Source organism: Candidatus Pantoea bituminis, assembly GCF_018842675.1.
In the GTDB taxonomy this organism is placed as follows: Bacteria; Pseudomonadota; Gammaproteobacteria; order Enterobacterales; family Enterobacteriaceae; genus Pantoea; species Pantoea phytostimulans.
The window spans coordinates 1-13,832 of sequence record NZ_JAGTWO010000001.1 but is presented as its reverse complement, the minus strand read 5'-3'; the positions used below and the strand labels follow the sequence as shown (position 1 = coordinate 13,832).

The 13,832-nt window shown below is 50.8% G+C and carries 12 protein-coding genes and 4 pseudogenes; 10 read left to right on the top strand and 6 right to left on the bottom strand.

The genetic code is table 11. The features are described from left to right. Positions 1-34: 34 nt before the first annotated feature. The gene (locus KQP84_RS00075; protein WP_215844733.1) at positions 35-316 is read right to left on the bottom strand and encodes a hypothetical protein; all 282 of its coding nucleotides are present in this window, start codon (positions 314-316) and stop codon (positions 35-37) included. 115 nt (positions 317-431) lie between these two features. Between KQP84_RS00075 and KQP84_RS00070 the strand changes: the two genes are divergently transcribed. From KQP84_RS00070 to KQP84_RS00050, 6 genes are all read left to right on the top strand, one after another. Further along, a complete protein-coding gene (locus KQP84_RS00070; RefSeq protein WP_215844732.1) occupies positions 432-938 on the top strand; it encodes a GNAT family N-acetyltransferase in 507 nt (168 codons plus the stop codon). A 273-nt stretch (positions 939-1,211) separates the two neighbouring features. Beyond that, the gene (locus KQP84_RS00065; protein WP_215844731.1) at positions 1,212-1,952 is read left to right on the top strand and encodes an SDR family oxidoreductase; all 741 of its coding nucleotides are present in this window, start codon (positions 1,212-1,214) and stop codon (positions 1,950-1,952) included. Positions 1,953-2,699: 747 nt separating this feature from the next. Beyond that, positions 2,700-4,676: an alkyl/aryl-sulfatase gene (locus tag KQP84_RS00060; protein WP_215844730.1), complete on the top strand. Its 1,977-nt coding sequence runs from the start codon at positions 2,700-2,702 to the stop codon at positions 4,674-4,676. Positions 4,677-4,858: 182 nt separating this feature from the next. Then, positions 4,859-5,053, top strand: a complete 195-nt coding sequence (locus KQP84_RS24765; RefSeq protein ID WP_252515062.1) for a hypothetical protein — start codon at positions 4,859-4,861, stop codon at positions 5,051-5,053. Between the two features lie 227 nt (positions 5,054-5,280). Next, complete coding sequence (locus KQP84_RS24760) at positions 5,281-5,535, top strand: hypothetical protein (protein WP_252515061.1); 255 nt, start codon at positions 5,281-5,283, stop codon at positions 5,533-5,535. A gap of 111 nt (positions 5,536-5,646) precedes the next feature. After that, complete coding sequence (locus tag KQP84_RS00050) at positions 5,647-5,940, top strand: YicS family protein (protein WP_215844729.1); 294 nt, start codon at positions 5,647-5,649, stop codon at positions 5,938-5,940. A 204-nt stretch (positions 5,941-6,144) separates the two neighbouring features. Here KQP84_RS00050 and KQP84_RS00045 read toward each other — a convergent pair whose 3' ends face one another. Then, a complete protein-coding gene (locus tag KQP84_RS00045) occupies positions 6,145-7,008 on the bottom strand; it encodes an alpha/beta fold hydrolase (protein ID WP_215844728.1) in 864 nt (287 codons plus the stop codon). Between the two features lie 416 nt (positions 7,009-7,424). Continuing rightward, on the bottom strand, positions 7,425-7,886 hold the full coding sequence (locus KQP84_RS00040) for a winged helix-turn-helix transcriptional regulator (RefSeq protein ID WP_215844727.1): 462 nt from the start codon (positions 7,884-7,886) through the stop codon (positions 7,425-7,427). 127 nt (positions 7,887-8,013) lie between these two features. Here KQP84_RS00040 and KQP84_RS00035 point away from each other — a divergent pair. The 4 genes and pseudogenes from KQP84_RS00035 to arsH all read left to right on the top strand — a co-directional run bounded on the left by KQP84_RS00035 (position 8,014) and on the right by arsH (position 11,577). Next, positions 8,014-9,223, top strand: a pseudogene (locus KQP84_RS00035) (MFS transporter). Continuing rightward, positions 9,220-10,106: pseudogene (locus KQP84_RS00030) on the top strand (EamA family transporter). The pseudogenes KQP84_RS00035 and KQP84_RS00030 overlap by 4 nt, the downstream one beginning before the upstream one ends. Before the next feature lie 417 nt (positions 10,107-10,523). After that, the gene (locus KQP84_RS00025) at positions 10,524-10,859 is read left to right on the top strand and encodes an ArsR/SmtB family transcription factor (RefSeq protein ID WP_215844726.1); all 336 of its coding nucleotides are present in this window, start codon (positions 10,524-10,526) and stop codon (positions 10,857-10,859) included. Continuing rightward, positions 10,856-11,577 (top strand): annotated as a pseudogene (gene arsH / locus KQP84_RS00020) (arsenical resistance protein ArsH). The gene KQP84_RS00025 and the pseudogene arsH overlap by 4 nt, the downstream one beginning before the upstream one ends. A 58-nt stretch (positions 11,578-11,635) precedes the next feature. On the opposite strand, the gene arsC reads toward arsH, so the two are convergent. From arsC to KQP84_RS00005, 3 genes and pseudogenes are all read right to left on the bottom strand, one after another. Then, the gene (gene arsC, locus KQP84_RS00015; protein ID WP_069730056.1) at positions 11,636-12,064 is read right to left on the bottom strand and encodes a glutaredoxin-dependent arsenate reductase; all 429 of its coding nucleotides are present in this window, start codon (positions 12,062-12,064) and stop codon (positions 11,636-11,638) included. A 49-nt stretch (positions 12,065-12,113) separates the two neighbouring features. Then, positions 12,114-13,396 (bottom strand): annotated as a pseudogene (locus KQP84_RS00010) (arsenic transporter). A 98-nt stretch (positions 13,397-13,494) separates the two neighbouring features. Further along, positions 13,495-13,830: a metalloregulator ArsR/SmtB family transcription factor gene (locus KQP84_RS00005; protein WP_252515060.1), complete on the bottom strand. Its 336-nt coding sequence runs from the start codon at positions 13,828-13,830 to the stop codon at positions 13,495-13,497. Positions 13,831-13,832 lie beyond the last annotated feature (2 nt).

Here is a 13,832-nt window from a genome sequence, read left to right as displayed (position 1 = left end):
TTATCAGATGAGTAAAAACCGCCTTTCAGCCGTCTTATCTTAGGATTGCTGTCACAATTGTGCTGAATACTGTGCCCGTTATAAAAGCATGTTCAGTTGTGCGTTCTTCTTTGCGTATGTCAGCATAGCGTGCAAGAGCATGCTCAGCATTTGGGGCATCAATCTCTTCATACTGCTTTTCATAACCCTGATCGGTCAGCAGAGGGGCTTTCTCGGCTTCTGATCTTTCCAGCACAGCAATTTGTTCACCCTTTCTAAAAAATGTAATCCGGCATCTGTCGCTCCCGAGAAAAGACAGTTTTTCATGAGATAACATATCTCATCTGGCTTGATTCTGTTCACATCTGTGTTTCTTCTGTTCGTGAGTCAGAAGTTAAGGTAATTCAATATATTTAAGTGTTTGAAAAATTTACGACAGCAAGGAGCTCAGGATGAAAGCATTTACAGTGCGCCGCATTAACGACAGTGACCTTGACGATTTCATAAGAATAAGACTTGAGGCCCTGCGACTTCATCCAGATGCCTTTGGTGCCTCCTATGAAGACTGGAAACAGAAATCTGCAGAGTTTTTTGCTGAAAGGTTGCGTGTTGAAAATGTATTTGGAGGATTCGATCTTCAAAATTCCTTACAAGGCATGATAGGCGTTAGTCGCAGTACCGCACCAAAACTTTGTCATGTTGCCACTATCTGGGGAATGTATGTGCGCGCTGAGATGAGAGGCACGGGTCTTTCGAAATCGCTTATGGCAGCGGCAATAGAAGCTGCCAGCGGAGCTAAAACAATAAAACTTTCAGTGATTACAACAAATCATGCAGCCCAGATTCTCTATCGATCCTTTGGATTCAGAGAATGGGCAACCGATACCGCTGCATTATGCGTTGATGGCGTTTTTTATGACGAACTTCTTATGAGGCTGGATGCTGAATCCAGTTCGTGACCCGGATATCTGGAAAAACCGGCTGGCCGTAAAGGGCGTTAGGGAATCCAAATGAATCACCACGCTCTATCCATCCAGACACATCAGAATAGCTATTAGTCACTGGTTTAACGTCCGCTTGTCGCTCAAAGCGGACTTGACCATGTGTTTGTCTGCTTTGTGCCAAAGCGGACATTGAAGCAGTAATGACATATTTGCATGATGATACAGATGACGGCTGATGTTTATTTTTCGTAAGGTAAATGCTGATCTTAAAGCTTAAAGGCAGTATTCATGAATAGATTCCAAGGGAAACGCATACTGATCACTGGCGGTACCAGCGGCATGGGACTGGCTGGTGCTCAGCGCATTGTCAGTGAAGGTGGTTATGTTGCCATTACAGGGCTCAATGAAGAAAGGCTGGATCGCGCCCGCAGCTCACTGCCTGTGACTTCTCTCATTCTAAAAAGCGATGCTACAAGCGAAGCAGACATAAGTGAGCTTCGGACAGCTATAAGCGGTTGGGGTTCGCTTGATGGATTGTGGCTTAATGCTGGCTTTGCAGAGGTAGGTTCTCTGGAGTCGGTAACGGCAGATGCTTTTAATCGCATGATGAACGCTAATGTACGTGGTCCGATGCTGCAGCTGGCAGCCCTTTCTAAGTCACTCAATTCAGGGGCATCTGTTCTGGTAACCTCATCCTCTTCTGTATACGAAGGTGCGGCAATGACAAGCCTTTATGCAGCAACGAAAGGTGCCGTTGTCGCTATGGTTAAAAGCTGGGCTACTGAGCTGGCTGAACGCGGTATACGCGCCAACACTTTGGTGCCAGGTCCGATTGAAACAAACTTCAGGCATTTTATGCCGGAAGAGTCGCGTCAGCAGTTTGAAGATTTTGTGGTAAGTCAGGTCACTCTTGGCCGTGCAGGAAAAGCAGAAGAGGCCGCTGCAGTTGCGCTTTTCCTCCTTTCCGATGACGCATCCTATGTTACCGGTAGCCAGTACGCCGTAGATGGCGGACTGGTACATTACTGATTGTTAGTCAGAATTCAGGAAAGCGGCTGGTGTAACATAATCAGCTGAAATTTTCATGTAACGTCCGCTGACCGCACATGGCGGACAGTTCGTTCGCATCGGGCTGCTTTGTGCCAGAAGCGGATATTAATATCCAAACATGCGGCCTTTTTGTTGTCTGTTTTTTTAGTTAAACGTGGGCAACCTTATATTAAGCCGACATACACTCTGCAAAACGTTTCAGCCCTCTTGGTTAATATGGGCATTGTTCTGCAGCGGTGAATTTTTAAAAACATCTCATTCCGAGGTAACGTTAGCGCGGCTGCAAAAACTAATGATCTTAAGCATTCTTAATAAAGCCTCTTCATCGCAATCGAAACAGGAGTATTCAAGGCAGAACCATCCGGCATGAGGATATTCCTAATTATTAAAATGAATAATTAATGTAATATTTTTATTTAATTGTGACCTGTAACACTTTTATTTATTAAAGTAATAAAAATCAAACGATTACATCATTCAACAAATATCCTTAAATGTCGATTTTTTGACTCCTATCAACATTCCCGTATAAATTTCGAAGCGCGACTTAACTCAAACTGGTGAAATGTAAGACTTTCGCTATGGTTATATCAAATTGTTAACGAACCTTACTCCTTCTTAATTTTTCATCCTTTTCATGCACACAAAATTTTCCTGGCAAACACCTTAATTAAATTTCGCTATACCAGAGCTCGTTTTCATTAGCCTGAAACCCTGAGGACTCACATGAAACTAACACCCCTGGCCCGTAGTTTTGCCCTGGCCGGCTTGCTTACTACCTTTTCGATAAGCGTACTGGCGGATGAAACGCCGAAAGACGCAGCGCCTGCAACCAAACAGGCCAACGATGCGCTTTATCAGCAACTGCCGTTCGACAATAAAAGTGACTTTGAGGATGCTCATAAAGGTTTCATTGCGGCTTTACCCGATACCGTTATCAAAGGGGAATCGGGTAACGTTATCTGGGACCCTAAACAGTACGCATTTATAAAAGAGGGTGAAAAAGCGCCCGACACCGTTAACCCCAGCCTGTGGCGTCAGTCACAGCTGATCAATATCAGCGGCCTGTTTGAAGTCACTGACGGTATCTATCAAGTCCGCAATCTTGATCTGTCCAACATGACCATCATTGAGGGCAAGGAAGGCATCACCGTTGTCGATCCGCTGGTTTCCGCCGAGACGGCGAAGGTTGGCATGGATCTTTATTTTAAAAATCGCGGCAAAAAACCTGTCGTGGCGGTTATCTATACCCACAGTCACGTTGACCACTACGGCGGTGTTCGCGGCGTAGTGGATGAAGCAGATGTCAAAGCCGGCAAGGTAAAAATCTATGCGCCAGCGGGCTTTATGGAATCCGCCGTTTCAGAAAACATCATGGCGGGTAACGTCATGAGCCGGCGCGCCAGCTATATGTACGGCAATCTGCTCAAGGCAGACCCGAAAGGCCAGGTCGGTGCCGGACTGGGCACCACCACCTCAGCGGGCACGGTCACGCTGATTGCGCCAACTGATTACGTGACGAAAACGGGTGAAAAGCACGTTATAGACGGTTTAACTTATGACTTTATGATGGCGCCTGGCTCCGAAGCGCCGGCAGAGATGCTGTGGTTTATTGAAGAGAAAAAGGTCATTCAGACGGCAGAAGACGTGACCCACACGCTGCATAACACCTATTCCTTGCGCGGTGCCAAAATTCGCGAACCGCTCCCCTGGTCTAAGTACATCAATGACGCCATCAACCTCTGGGGTGACAAGGCTGAGGTGCTGATGGCTCAACATCACTGGCCGACCTGGGGAAATGACAATGTTAACAAACTGATGAAGAGCCAGCGCGATTTGTACCGCTACATTAATGACCAGACGCTGCGCATGGCAAACGAAGGTCTGACCCGCGATGAGATTGCCGCACAGTTTAAGCTGCCGCCGTCCCTTGCCACCATGTGGGCGAACCGCGGCTACTACGGCTCGGTCAGTCATGACGTGAAGGCAACCTACGTGCTGTACCTCGGATGGTTTGACGGCAATCCGGCGACGCTTGATGAGCTTCCGCCTGAAGATGCCGCGAAGAAATACGTGGAGTACATGGGTGGCGCTGACAGCATCCTGCAGAAGGCGAAAGCCGATTATGACAAAGGAAATTACCGATGGGTGGCGCAGGTTGTCAGTAAGGTTGTGTTTGCCAACCCGGACAACAAGGCCGCACGCAGTCTGGAGGCGGATGCGCTGGAGCAGATGGGGTATCAGGCCGAGTCCGGCCCGTGGCGTAACTTCTATTTGACCGGTGCGCAGGAGCTGCGTAACGGCGTGAAACAGCTGCCGACGCCAAACACCGCGAGTCCAGATACTGTTCGCGCCATGACGCCGGAAATGTTCTTTGACTACCTGGCGCTGCACATTAACGGCGAGAAGGCCGCGAATGCGAAAGCCGTGCTGAACGTTGATTTTGGCGGTGACGGTGGTAAGTACAAACTGGAACTGGAAAATGGCGTGCTTAATCACACCGCAAACTCGGAAGCGCAGAACGCCGACGCCACTCTTACCCTGTCACGTGAAACTCTCAACAAGGTCATTCTGAAAGAGGAAACGCTGAAGCAGGCGCAGGATAAAGGCGAGGTAAAAATTACCGGTGATGCCGGTAAGGTGAATGAACTGCTGGGCTACATGGATAAGTTCGACTTCTGGTTCAACATGGTGACGCCGTAAACCCGCAGCCGGTAGCCTTTCGCTACCGGCTTTGTTATTTCCGGGACCACGTTTTTCGGGGAACAGCCGATGAAGAGAGTAAAGAAAACCTTTACCTGCTTATTTTTTCCACCCTTGCCAGTAATGCTTTTGCGGCAGACCCGCCGGCAGACGCGGCACAGGCCAACAACCCGCTGGCGAACATGACTGCATTTAACATGCAGAACTATTACATCGGCGACGTCAGCGAAAGTAACAAAGACGCGAACCAGTTCTGGTTCCGCTATGCGCAGCCCTTTTCGTTGGGCGAAAGTAAGTGGCTGCTGCGCGCCTCCCTGCCCGTTAATACCTATCCTTCTCCGCCCACCGGGGGCATCAGACCGGACTGGGCGACCTGAACCTTTTTACCGCTTATCTGATCGATACCGGCAACCCGGCAGTAAGTTTTGGTTTTGGCCCGCAAATAACGGCGCCCACCGCGACGGAGAATGCTCTCGGTAGCGAAAAATGGTCCGCCGGGCTGGTTAACGTCCTGTTCAACGCCAGTACGCCCAAAATTCAGTACGGCTATCTGGCGTCCTGGCAGCACAGCTTTGCCGGTGAAGATGACCGCAGTGACGTAAACGTGGGCGCTTTTCAGCCGTTCGTTTTTTATCAGCTGGGCGGCGGGACTTACCTGCGCGCTGCACCTATCTGGAATTACAACTTCCAGAATGACAGTTACGGCGTGCCGCTGGGGCTGGGCGTGGGCCAGGTCATCAAGCAGGGCAAAACGGTCTATAACTTCTTCATTGAGCCGCAGGCATCCGTCGCTGACGACGGGCCGGGACAGCCGCGCTGGCAGATTTTTGCCGGCCTTAACCTGCAGTTCCTGAACTGATACACCAGACTATTTTCTGAATTTTACGGACCTTGGTAGCATATGGATTAGCGCAATCGGTCTGCTGCTTTACGAACGTTCGAAATAATTTACGGCTTAGGGAGTCTGAATATGAACACTGTGACTGTGGTTACCGGCTTTATGCTACTCATTTCAGTGCTACCGGCAGCGGCGGCTCCGTACAAAAATCTGGAGTACGCGCTGAAGGAGCAGAAAATCATCACTGACCTGCGCACACACTGCACGTTGGGGAACAGTATTTCCGATGAAAAAATCCGATCAGTATTCCTCAGTAATGAAAGCAGTCATGACCTGATTCTGGCTGCAGCTGACGCGCTCTCGATGGGTAATCAGCAGGTTTACACTGAGTCTGTAGAGCAGATTCAGTGTCCCGACATGAAATAGACCTGCCACAGCCATATCGTCCCGGAGGCGCTGTGCATATTCACCAGGGTCAATCCAGACACATCGGAATAGCGAGTAGTCACATGTTTTATGACCGATTTTCGCTCATAACTGACGTGGACTACTTACATGTGGAAAGCGTCATGCCAGAAACGGATGCGCCTGGCCCGTAGGTAAGTTAATCAACAAGGAAAAGTTGAACTGCTAAATATGTTGTAAAAGAAAATCTCTAAGTTCGGCTGTAACTTCTTCTGGCGCCTCTTCAGCCATATGATGACCGCTACCTATGGCTTTACCCGTGACATCTGGCGCCCAGCTTCTCCAGATACCCAACACGTCACCGTATATGTCTTCCAGATCATCAAATTTTGACCATAAGCATAGAGTCGGGCATTCAATTATCCGGCCGAGTTGACGGTCCTGAAGCTCATGCTCTTTATCTATATATAAACCAGCGCGATAGTCTTCTATCATTCCGTGTACTGTTTCCGGATCGTGTATGGCTCGCCTGAATTCAACATATTCTTCATCTCCCATTGATTCCGGCTGGCTTCCGTACCATTTGTCCGGGTCAGCCAGAATGGCCCGCTCTGGTTTCTCTGGCTGAGCAAAGAAGAACCAGTGATACCACTGTCTGGCAAATTTCTCATTACACCGGCTGAGAGCTTCAAGTATTGGGATACAATCCAGAACGGCAAGACAGGTGATTCGTTCCGGATAGTCAAGGGCAGCCCTGTAAGCCGTGTAGCTGCCCCTGTCATGTCCAACAAGTGCAAACTGTTCAAAGCCCAGTTGACTCATCAACTCAATACAATCTTTTGCCTTAGCTCTTTTGGAAGAACCCGCATGATCAGGCCGGTCGGCAGGTTTAGATGAGCGGCCGAAACCACGTAAATCAGGACATACAACGGTAAATGATTTGGCAAGCTCCGGGGCGACTTTTGACCAGGTTACATGAGTACGAGGATGACCGTGCAGCAGCAAAACCGGAGGGCCATTACCACCATAACGTACATTAAGCTCTGCTTCTGAAACGTTGATTACTGTGTGCGTAAATCCCTTAAACATGTTTTTCCCCTGCCAGTTGAGTAGTAAAAATTATAGGCAGTTTCTGCTCGCAAAGTTCCGATGACGGGTAAGCAACGGGAAGGCTGAGATAAATCATGGCACCCGAGGGCAACCAGAAATTCACTCAGGGTTACAAGACAGAAACAGGCATCCGTCAGGGAAGATATTCAGGCTTAACGTCCGCTTTTCACTCATAGAGGACAGAGTGTCCGTGGCAAACTGCGTTGTGCCGTTCTGACACTTCACAAATAAAGCTTCAGGCCGGAAAGCTCACATGTCATTAACCTGCTGATCGGCGGGCAGCGGGTTAACATTACAGGGACCGCTCCCACCAGCATAAGGGCTTCACGGATCATTTCCCCGCAGACAACGCTGGACCTTGGTTAACAAACCGGCGGCTCAAAACAAAAGGCCTGTCACTCCTTTTTGCCTGAAATCACACGCCGACGATGACAGTCGGTAGGCTGCAGTATGTTTCCATCACATGAACGTACCTCCAATGTTTGGACAGGCTGTCCGTGCGTGTTATCCACAAGGACTGAATGTATTTCGTCCTTCTCAAACATATAGCGCTCTCCCCACTGACGTATAGCCACAACAATGGGGAAAATGGTTCGCCCTTTATCGGTAAGGACATATTCCCTGTACGCGCTGCCATCTGAAGCAGGACAGATCTCAAACACACCGATATCGACCAGTTGTTTTAGCCTGGAAGCCAGAATATTTTTGGCTAGTCCTAAATTCTTCTGAAACTCACTGAACCTGCGTACATCATCAAATGCCTCACGGATAATCATCAAACACCAACGTTCACCAATCGACTCTAATGTCCTGGCAACGGGACATTCGCTGGTCCTGAGTGATTCTTGTTTTGCCATCCGTTTTATCTCTCAGTTTGCTTTTAGTGATCCAACCATACCCCCTCTTAAAAGAGGTTGCAAAAAAAACCACCACTGTAGATTCTATTCGCAATATAGTTTTAAAAAGAAACCAGATGAGGCAAGTATGCAGTGTAAAGCAGGCAAGAATTCTGACGTCGCGATACAGACATCGTTAGCAGATGACCCGGTGCTCTCTCCCTGGATAATTTTTTTGTTCTCAGTGACTTGTGCCCTGGCGGTGGCAAATGTCTATTCTGCTCAGCCTTTACTTGAATCTATGGCAGCCACCCTGGATGTTGAACCTGGTATAATTGGCAGCGTAGTCACCCTTACCCAGACAGGCTATCTAGCCGGCTTGCTCTTTCTGGTTCCGCTCGGAGATCGGGTGAACCGAAAAATCCTCATTGTTACTCAACTGATACTTTCAGTACTGGCTTTGATAATGGCGGGATTATCACAAAATCTGGCGATCCTGCTTTGCGCTATGCTGTTGATCGGCTTGATGGCGGTAGTGGTTCAGCTCATGGTTGCATGGGCAGCGATACTGGCAGCTCCCCATAGACGCGGAGAGGTTGTAGGCAAGGTGACCAGCGGCATTGTTTTGGGGATCCTGCTGGCCCGCTTCGTCTCAGGAATCATTGCCGATCTTGCCGGTTGGCGGGCTGTTTATTTGATTGCTGCCTGCCTGATATTGCTGATCACATTAATCGTTGCGAAAGTGATGCCGCCCTCCCCGCCGCAGGCGAAAAACCAACCTATGCCTTTCTACTCCTCTCTATTTTTCGTCTGTACATCACTGAACCTCAACTGAGGAAGCGCGGAGTCCTTGCTCTGCTTATCTTTGCAGCTTTCAGCATGCTATGGACCACGATGGTCATGCCACTCACTGCTATGTCGCTTTCGCATACTCAAATAGGCATGTTTGGTTTAGCTGGCATAGCGGGTGCGCTGGCGGCATCAAAAGCCGGATTATGGGCAGACAGAGGCAAGGGGCAGCGCGCAACCGGATCAGCTCTGGCATTGCTGACACTCTCATGGCTACCCATCGCGTATGCCGAAAAATCCCTGCTGTGGCTGATTATCGGCGTCATCGCGCTGGATTTTGCGGTACAGACGGTCCATGTGATCAATCAGAGCATCATCATTTCAGCCATGCCCTCAGAGGCAAGCCGCCTCGTCGGAGCTTATATGTGTTTTTATTCCGTGGGCAGCGCCTTTGGCGCGCTTGTCGCAACTCAGCTCTATGCGCTCTGGGGTGGCAGCCCGTCTGCTTCGCGGGTGCATTCGTGAGTGCCTGTGCTTTTATCTTATGGTCAGGATTACCTAAATCATGAAATTACATCATCTGCTGCTTGCGATTCTAATAACAGCAATCTGGGGGTTAACTTTTCAGTTATCAAGCTGGGGCTGAATGCCGTGGATCCCTTAATTCTGGCAGGTATACGTTTCATGCTATGCGCCTTGCCTGCATTATTTTTCATAAGAAAACCTGACGTCAAATGGCGCTATATCATCAGCTATGGTCTGGTTTTTGGCATTGGTTTATGGGGGCTGGTCAACCTGGGGATTAAAACCGGGCTTTCTGCCGGAATTGCATCACTTCTGCTGCAATTCAGCGCCTTCTTTACCATCCTACTGGGAAGTTTGGTATTTAAAGAAAGTCTCAACCGTTATCAAATCGCAGGCTTCACTCTCGCTTGTACGGGCTTACTGAGTATTGTTTTTATTACTGATGGTTCCGTTACTCTCTTCGGTACGCTGCTGGTATTGGCAGGTGCGATGGCGTGGAGTATCGCCAATATCATTATTAAACATTCGGGTACGAAGCAGATATTTGCCTTTTTGGTTTGGTCGAGCGCCTTTTCTCCGATACCACTTTTCTTGCTGGACTGGCTGGTCAATGGTGCCAATGGATACACTGCGCTAGTCAACCACCTTGACGCTCGCTCTGTGCTGTCAATACTGTTCCAGGTCTATCCCAATACGCTGTTTGGCTACTGGGTGTGGAATTCCCTGCTTAAGCAATACCCGATCTCTACCGTGGCGCCCTTGTCGCTGTTGGTACCGGTGTTCGGAATTCTGGGATCCATGGTGATATTTGGGGAAGATGTCTCGTCGGTGAAGATTCTCGCCCTGCTGCTGATTATTTCCGGACTGGCTGTAGGACTGTATGGTCATCGGCTAACCTCTTTTTTGCGGGAAAACGCATCAATTTGACACGTTACGTTCTTTACCGGCTGACGGCACAAGAACTATTTTGAAAAGTCCTTATAGCCATCAGGGATCAATTAAATAAAGCGGCCCGGAAGCCCGGCTACTTGCTCTACCTTGAGAAAATGGAAGCTGCAATTCTTGCTGCACTTGAAATCGAAGTCTTCCTTTAATTCGAATCATTCACCTTTAAAGCGCTTCCGACAAACTGATTATATCCGAGTGAAGTTAACGTCCGCTTTACGCTCACAGCAGACTCAGAGTAGCGCCTGACGCTGTGTGCCTGAAGCGGACGTTAATGCATTACCTATTCAGAAACAACCCAGTCATTTTAAGTCAGCAATAGAGTGCCAAGTTGATTAAATCAATGTTTGACGCTAACTAAATTTCCATTATTCTGGAAATATAGTTATTGGAGGTAGTATGGACTTACATACAGCAGCAAACGCACTTCGGGAGCTGGGCCACCCGACCCGTCTCAGCATATACCGGGAGCTTGTCAGGGCGGGTCATGACGGCCTGCCGGTTGGCGAACTACAGAAGCACCTTGATATTCCTGCCTCCACGCTCAGCCATCATCTTTCTGCGCTGATGTCTGCTGGCCTCATAAGTCAGGAACGTCAGAGCCGAACCCTGTTCTGCAGGCCCTGTTATTCACAGCTTGAGCAGCTGATGGCTTTTCTGACTGAAGAGTGCTGCGCCGGCGGCAGCGACTGCAGCCTGACTGCCGCGATCCCCCTTAAAGAGACTCCATTGTGAATAACGTGAATGATGCCTTGAACAATATCGATCCGACGCTCCTGGATGCGCCCCTTACGGAAGAGAAGCTGAAGGCCGCAGAAGTGCCGCACCCGCCCCGCATCCTGATGCTCTACGGTTCGTTGCGGGAACGCTCTTACAGCCGGCTCACCACGGAAGAAGCTGCCCGGTTGCTGACGGCTATGGGCGCGGAGGTGAAAATATTTAATCCGTCCGGCCTGCCTCTGCCGGATGATGTACCTGAAACGCACCCGAAGGTTGCAGAGCTGCGCGAACTGGTACTCTGGTCAGAAGGGATGGTCTGGTGCTCTCCTGAGCGTCACGGTGCCATGACCGGCATCATGAAGACGCAAATTGACTGGATACCCCTGACGTCCGGGGCGGTCCGGCCATCGCAGGGAAAACCCTTGCAGTCATGCAGGTCAGCGGCGGCTCACAGTCGTTCAACGCCGTAAACCAGATGCGCATTCTCGGGCGCTGGATGCGAATGATCACCATCCCGAACCAGTCATCCGTGGCAAAAGCCTGGGCCGAGTTTGATGAGGACGATCGCATGAAACCTTCACCGTATTACGACCGCATCGTGGACGTCATGGAGGAACTGATGAAGTTCACCCTGCTGACGCGCGGGCGAAGCAACTACCTGACCGACCGCTACAGTGAAAGAAAAGAGAGTGCCGCTCAGCTCTCAGAGCGGGTCAATCAGCGCAGCATATAAAAAAGCCGGCAGATGCCGGCTTTTTTCACACTCGTTATGTCTGCAGCCTGGTGAAAAATCAGTGGCTGACGCGGTGACCGTGCTCATCAATGACCACTTCGCCATCCTCTTTGGTGAACGCTCCCTGCTGCGGATCTGGCAGAATGTCGAGAACTGCTTCGGACGGACGGCAGAGCTCCGTGCCGAGCGGCGTCACCACCACCGGGCGATTAATAAGGATCGGATGAGCCAGCATGGCATCGAGCAGTTCGTTATCGCTGAAGCGGTCTTCTGCCAGGCCGAGCTGCTCGTACGGTTCGGTATTCTTGCGCAGCAGAGCGCGTACGCTGATGCCCATGTCCGCAATCAGCTTCTTCAGCTCGTCGCGTGACGGCGGTGTTTCCAGATACAGAATAACCTTGGGTTCGGTGCCGCTGTTGCGGATAAGCGCCAGGGTGTTGCGGGACGTCCCGCACGCCGGGTTGTGATAAATGGTGATGTCAGTCATAAGCGGTACTCCGTAAAGGCGCTGCACAGTCGCAACACCGGGGTTAAGGTTAAACAGACAGGCGCAGGGCCAGCGCGGCCAGCGTCACAAAAAGTACCGGCAGGGTCATCACGATGCCCACGCGGAAGTAGTAGCTCCAGCTGACAGTAATGTTTTTTGCGCCAGTACGTGCAGCCACAGCAGGGTAGCGAGGCTGCCGATGGGGGTGATTTTCGGGCCGAGGTCGCAGCCGATGATGTTGGCGTAAATCATCGCTTCCTTCACCACGCCCTGTGCGGTGCTGCCGTCAATCGAAAGCGCACCAACGAGCACGGTAGGCATGTTGTTCATGACAGAAGAGAGCGCCGCCGTCAGGAAACCGGTGCCGAGCGTTGCGCCCCAGACGCCGTGCTCTGCAAACCGGTTCAGGGCGGCAGAAAGGTAATCAGTCAGGCCGGCGTTACGAAGACCGTACACCACCAGATACATGCCCAGCGAGAAGATAACAATCTGCCAAGGCGCGCCTTTCAGCACCTTGCCGGTATCAATCACGTGTCCTTTGCGGGCAACCAGCCAGAGAATACACGCCGCCACCGCTGCCACCAGGCTTACCGGCACGCCGAGTGGTTCGAGAGCAAAGAAGCCGACCAGTAGCAGGATGAGAACAATCCAGCCGGTTCTAAAAGTGCGCGCATCGCGAATGGCCTCACGCGGCGCCTTCAGTTTCGTCAGGTCGTAGGTGGCCGGGATGTCCCTGCGGAAAAACAGGTGCAGCATCACCAGCGTGGCGGCCACGGAGGCGATATTTACCGGCACCATCACCGAGGCATACTCGCTGAAACCCAGCTTAAAGAAGTCCGCCGTGACAATGTTCACCAGGTTCGACACGATGAGCGGCAGGCTGGAGGTGTCGGCGATGAAACCTGCTGCCATCACAAACGCCAGCGTGGCGCCGGGGCTGAAGCCCAGCGCCAGCAGCATGGCGATGACGATCGGCGTCAGAATAAGCGCCGCCCCGTCATTAGCGAACAGGGCGGCTACCGCCGCACCCAGCAGAACGATATAGGTGAACAGCAGCCGGCCTTTTCCGCCTCCCCAGCGGGAAACGTGCAGCGCCGCCCACTCAAAAAAGCCGGATTCGTCGAGCAGCAGGCTGATGATGATGACGGCAATAAAGGTAGCCGTAGCGTTCCAGACAATCTGCCAGACCACCGGAATATCCCCAATCTGTACTACGCCGGTCAGGAGCGCCAGAGCCGCACCGATGACTGCACTCCAGCCAATACTGAAGCCCTTCGGCTGCCAGATAACCAGTATCAGCGTCAGGACGAAAATCGCACCCGCCAGAAACATACTTTCTCCTTTTTAAATAAAGTTGCCCGTTAATCCGGGTTGATAATTATCCCGCACAAAACACATTCAAAAAATCGCATATATGATGGTGAAATTTTTTAAATGCAGACAGGCTTGCCGTTGGTGGTTGCGTTATCGCGTTCAGCCTGCTGGCTGAGCTTAAGGATGTCATCTCGCTGGCACAGGTAAGCCTGTTCAATTACTGCTGATGCCCAGGCTGGCATGTGCGGAGACAAACGGTAATGGATCCACTTGCCGTCTCGCCTGTCGATAAGCAGGCCGCTTTCTCTCAGTAAAGCCAGGTGTCGGGAAATTTTGGGTTGTGATTCCTTTAGCGTGGACGAAAGCTCGCAGACGCAGAGCTCACCTTTTTCGCGAAGTAACAGCACAAGGCTGAGCCGGGTTTCGTCAGACAGGTTTTTGAAAAGTTGCAGGG

Bases quoted from the DNA above. Each gene is read 5' to 3' on its own strand.
- KQP84_RS00075 (WP_215844733.1), bottom strand. From the start codon at position 316: ATGTTATCTCATGAAAAACTGTCTTTTCTCGGGAGCGACAGATGCCGG.
- KQP84_RS00070 (WP_215844732.1), top strand. From the start codon at position 432: ATGAAAGCATTTACAGTGCGCCGCATTAACGACAGTGACCTTGACGAT.
- KQP84_RS00065 (WP_215844731.1), top strand. From the start codon at position 1,212: ATGAATAGATTCCAAGGGAAACGCATACTGATCACTGGCGGTACCAGC.
- KQP84_RS00060 (WP_215844730.1), top strand. From the start codon at position 2,700: ATGAAACTAACACCCCTGGCCCGTAGTTTTGCCCTGGCCGGCTTGCTT.
- KQP84_RS24765 (WP_252515062.1), top strand. From the start codon at position 4,859: ATGACTGCATTTAACATGCAGAACTATTACATCGGCGACGTCAGCGAA.
- KQP84_RS00050 (WP_215844729.1), top strand. From the start codon at position 5,647: ATGAACACTGTGACTGTGGTTACCGGCTTTATGCTACTCATTTCAGTG.
- KQP84_RS00045 (WP_215844728.1), bottom strand. From the start codon at position 7,008: ATGTTTAAGGGATTTACGCACACAGTAATCAACGTTTCAGAAGCAGAG.
- KQP84_RS00040 (WP_215844727.1), bottom strand. From the start codon at position 7,886: ATGGCAAAACAAGAATCACTCAGGACCAGCGAATGTCCCGTTGCCAGG.
- KQP84_RS00025 (WP_215844726.1), top strand. From the start codon at position 10,524: ATGGACTTACATACAGCAGCAAACGCACTTCGGGAGCTGGGCCACCCG.
- arsC (WP_069730056.1), bottom strand. From the start codon at position 12,064: ATGACTGACATCACCATTTATCACAACCCGGCGTGCGGGACGTCCCGC.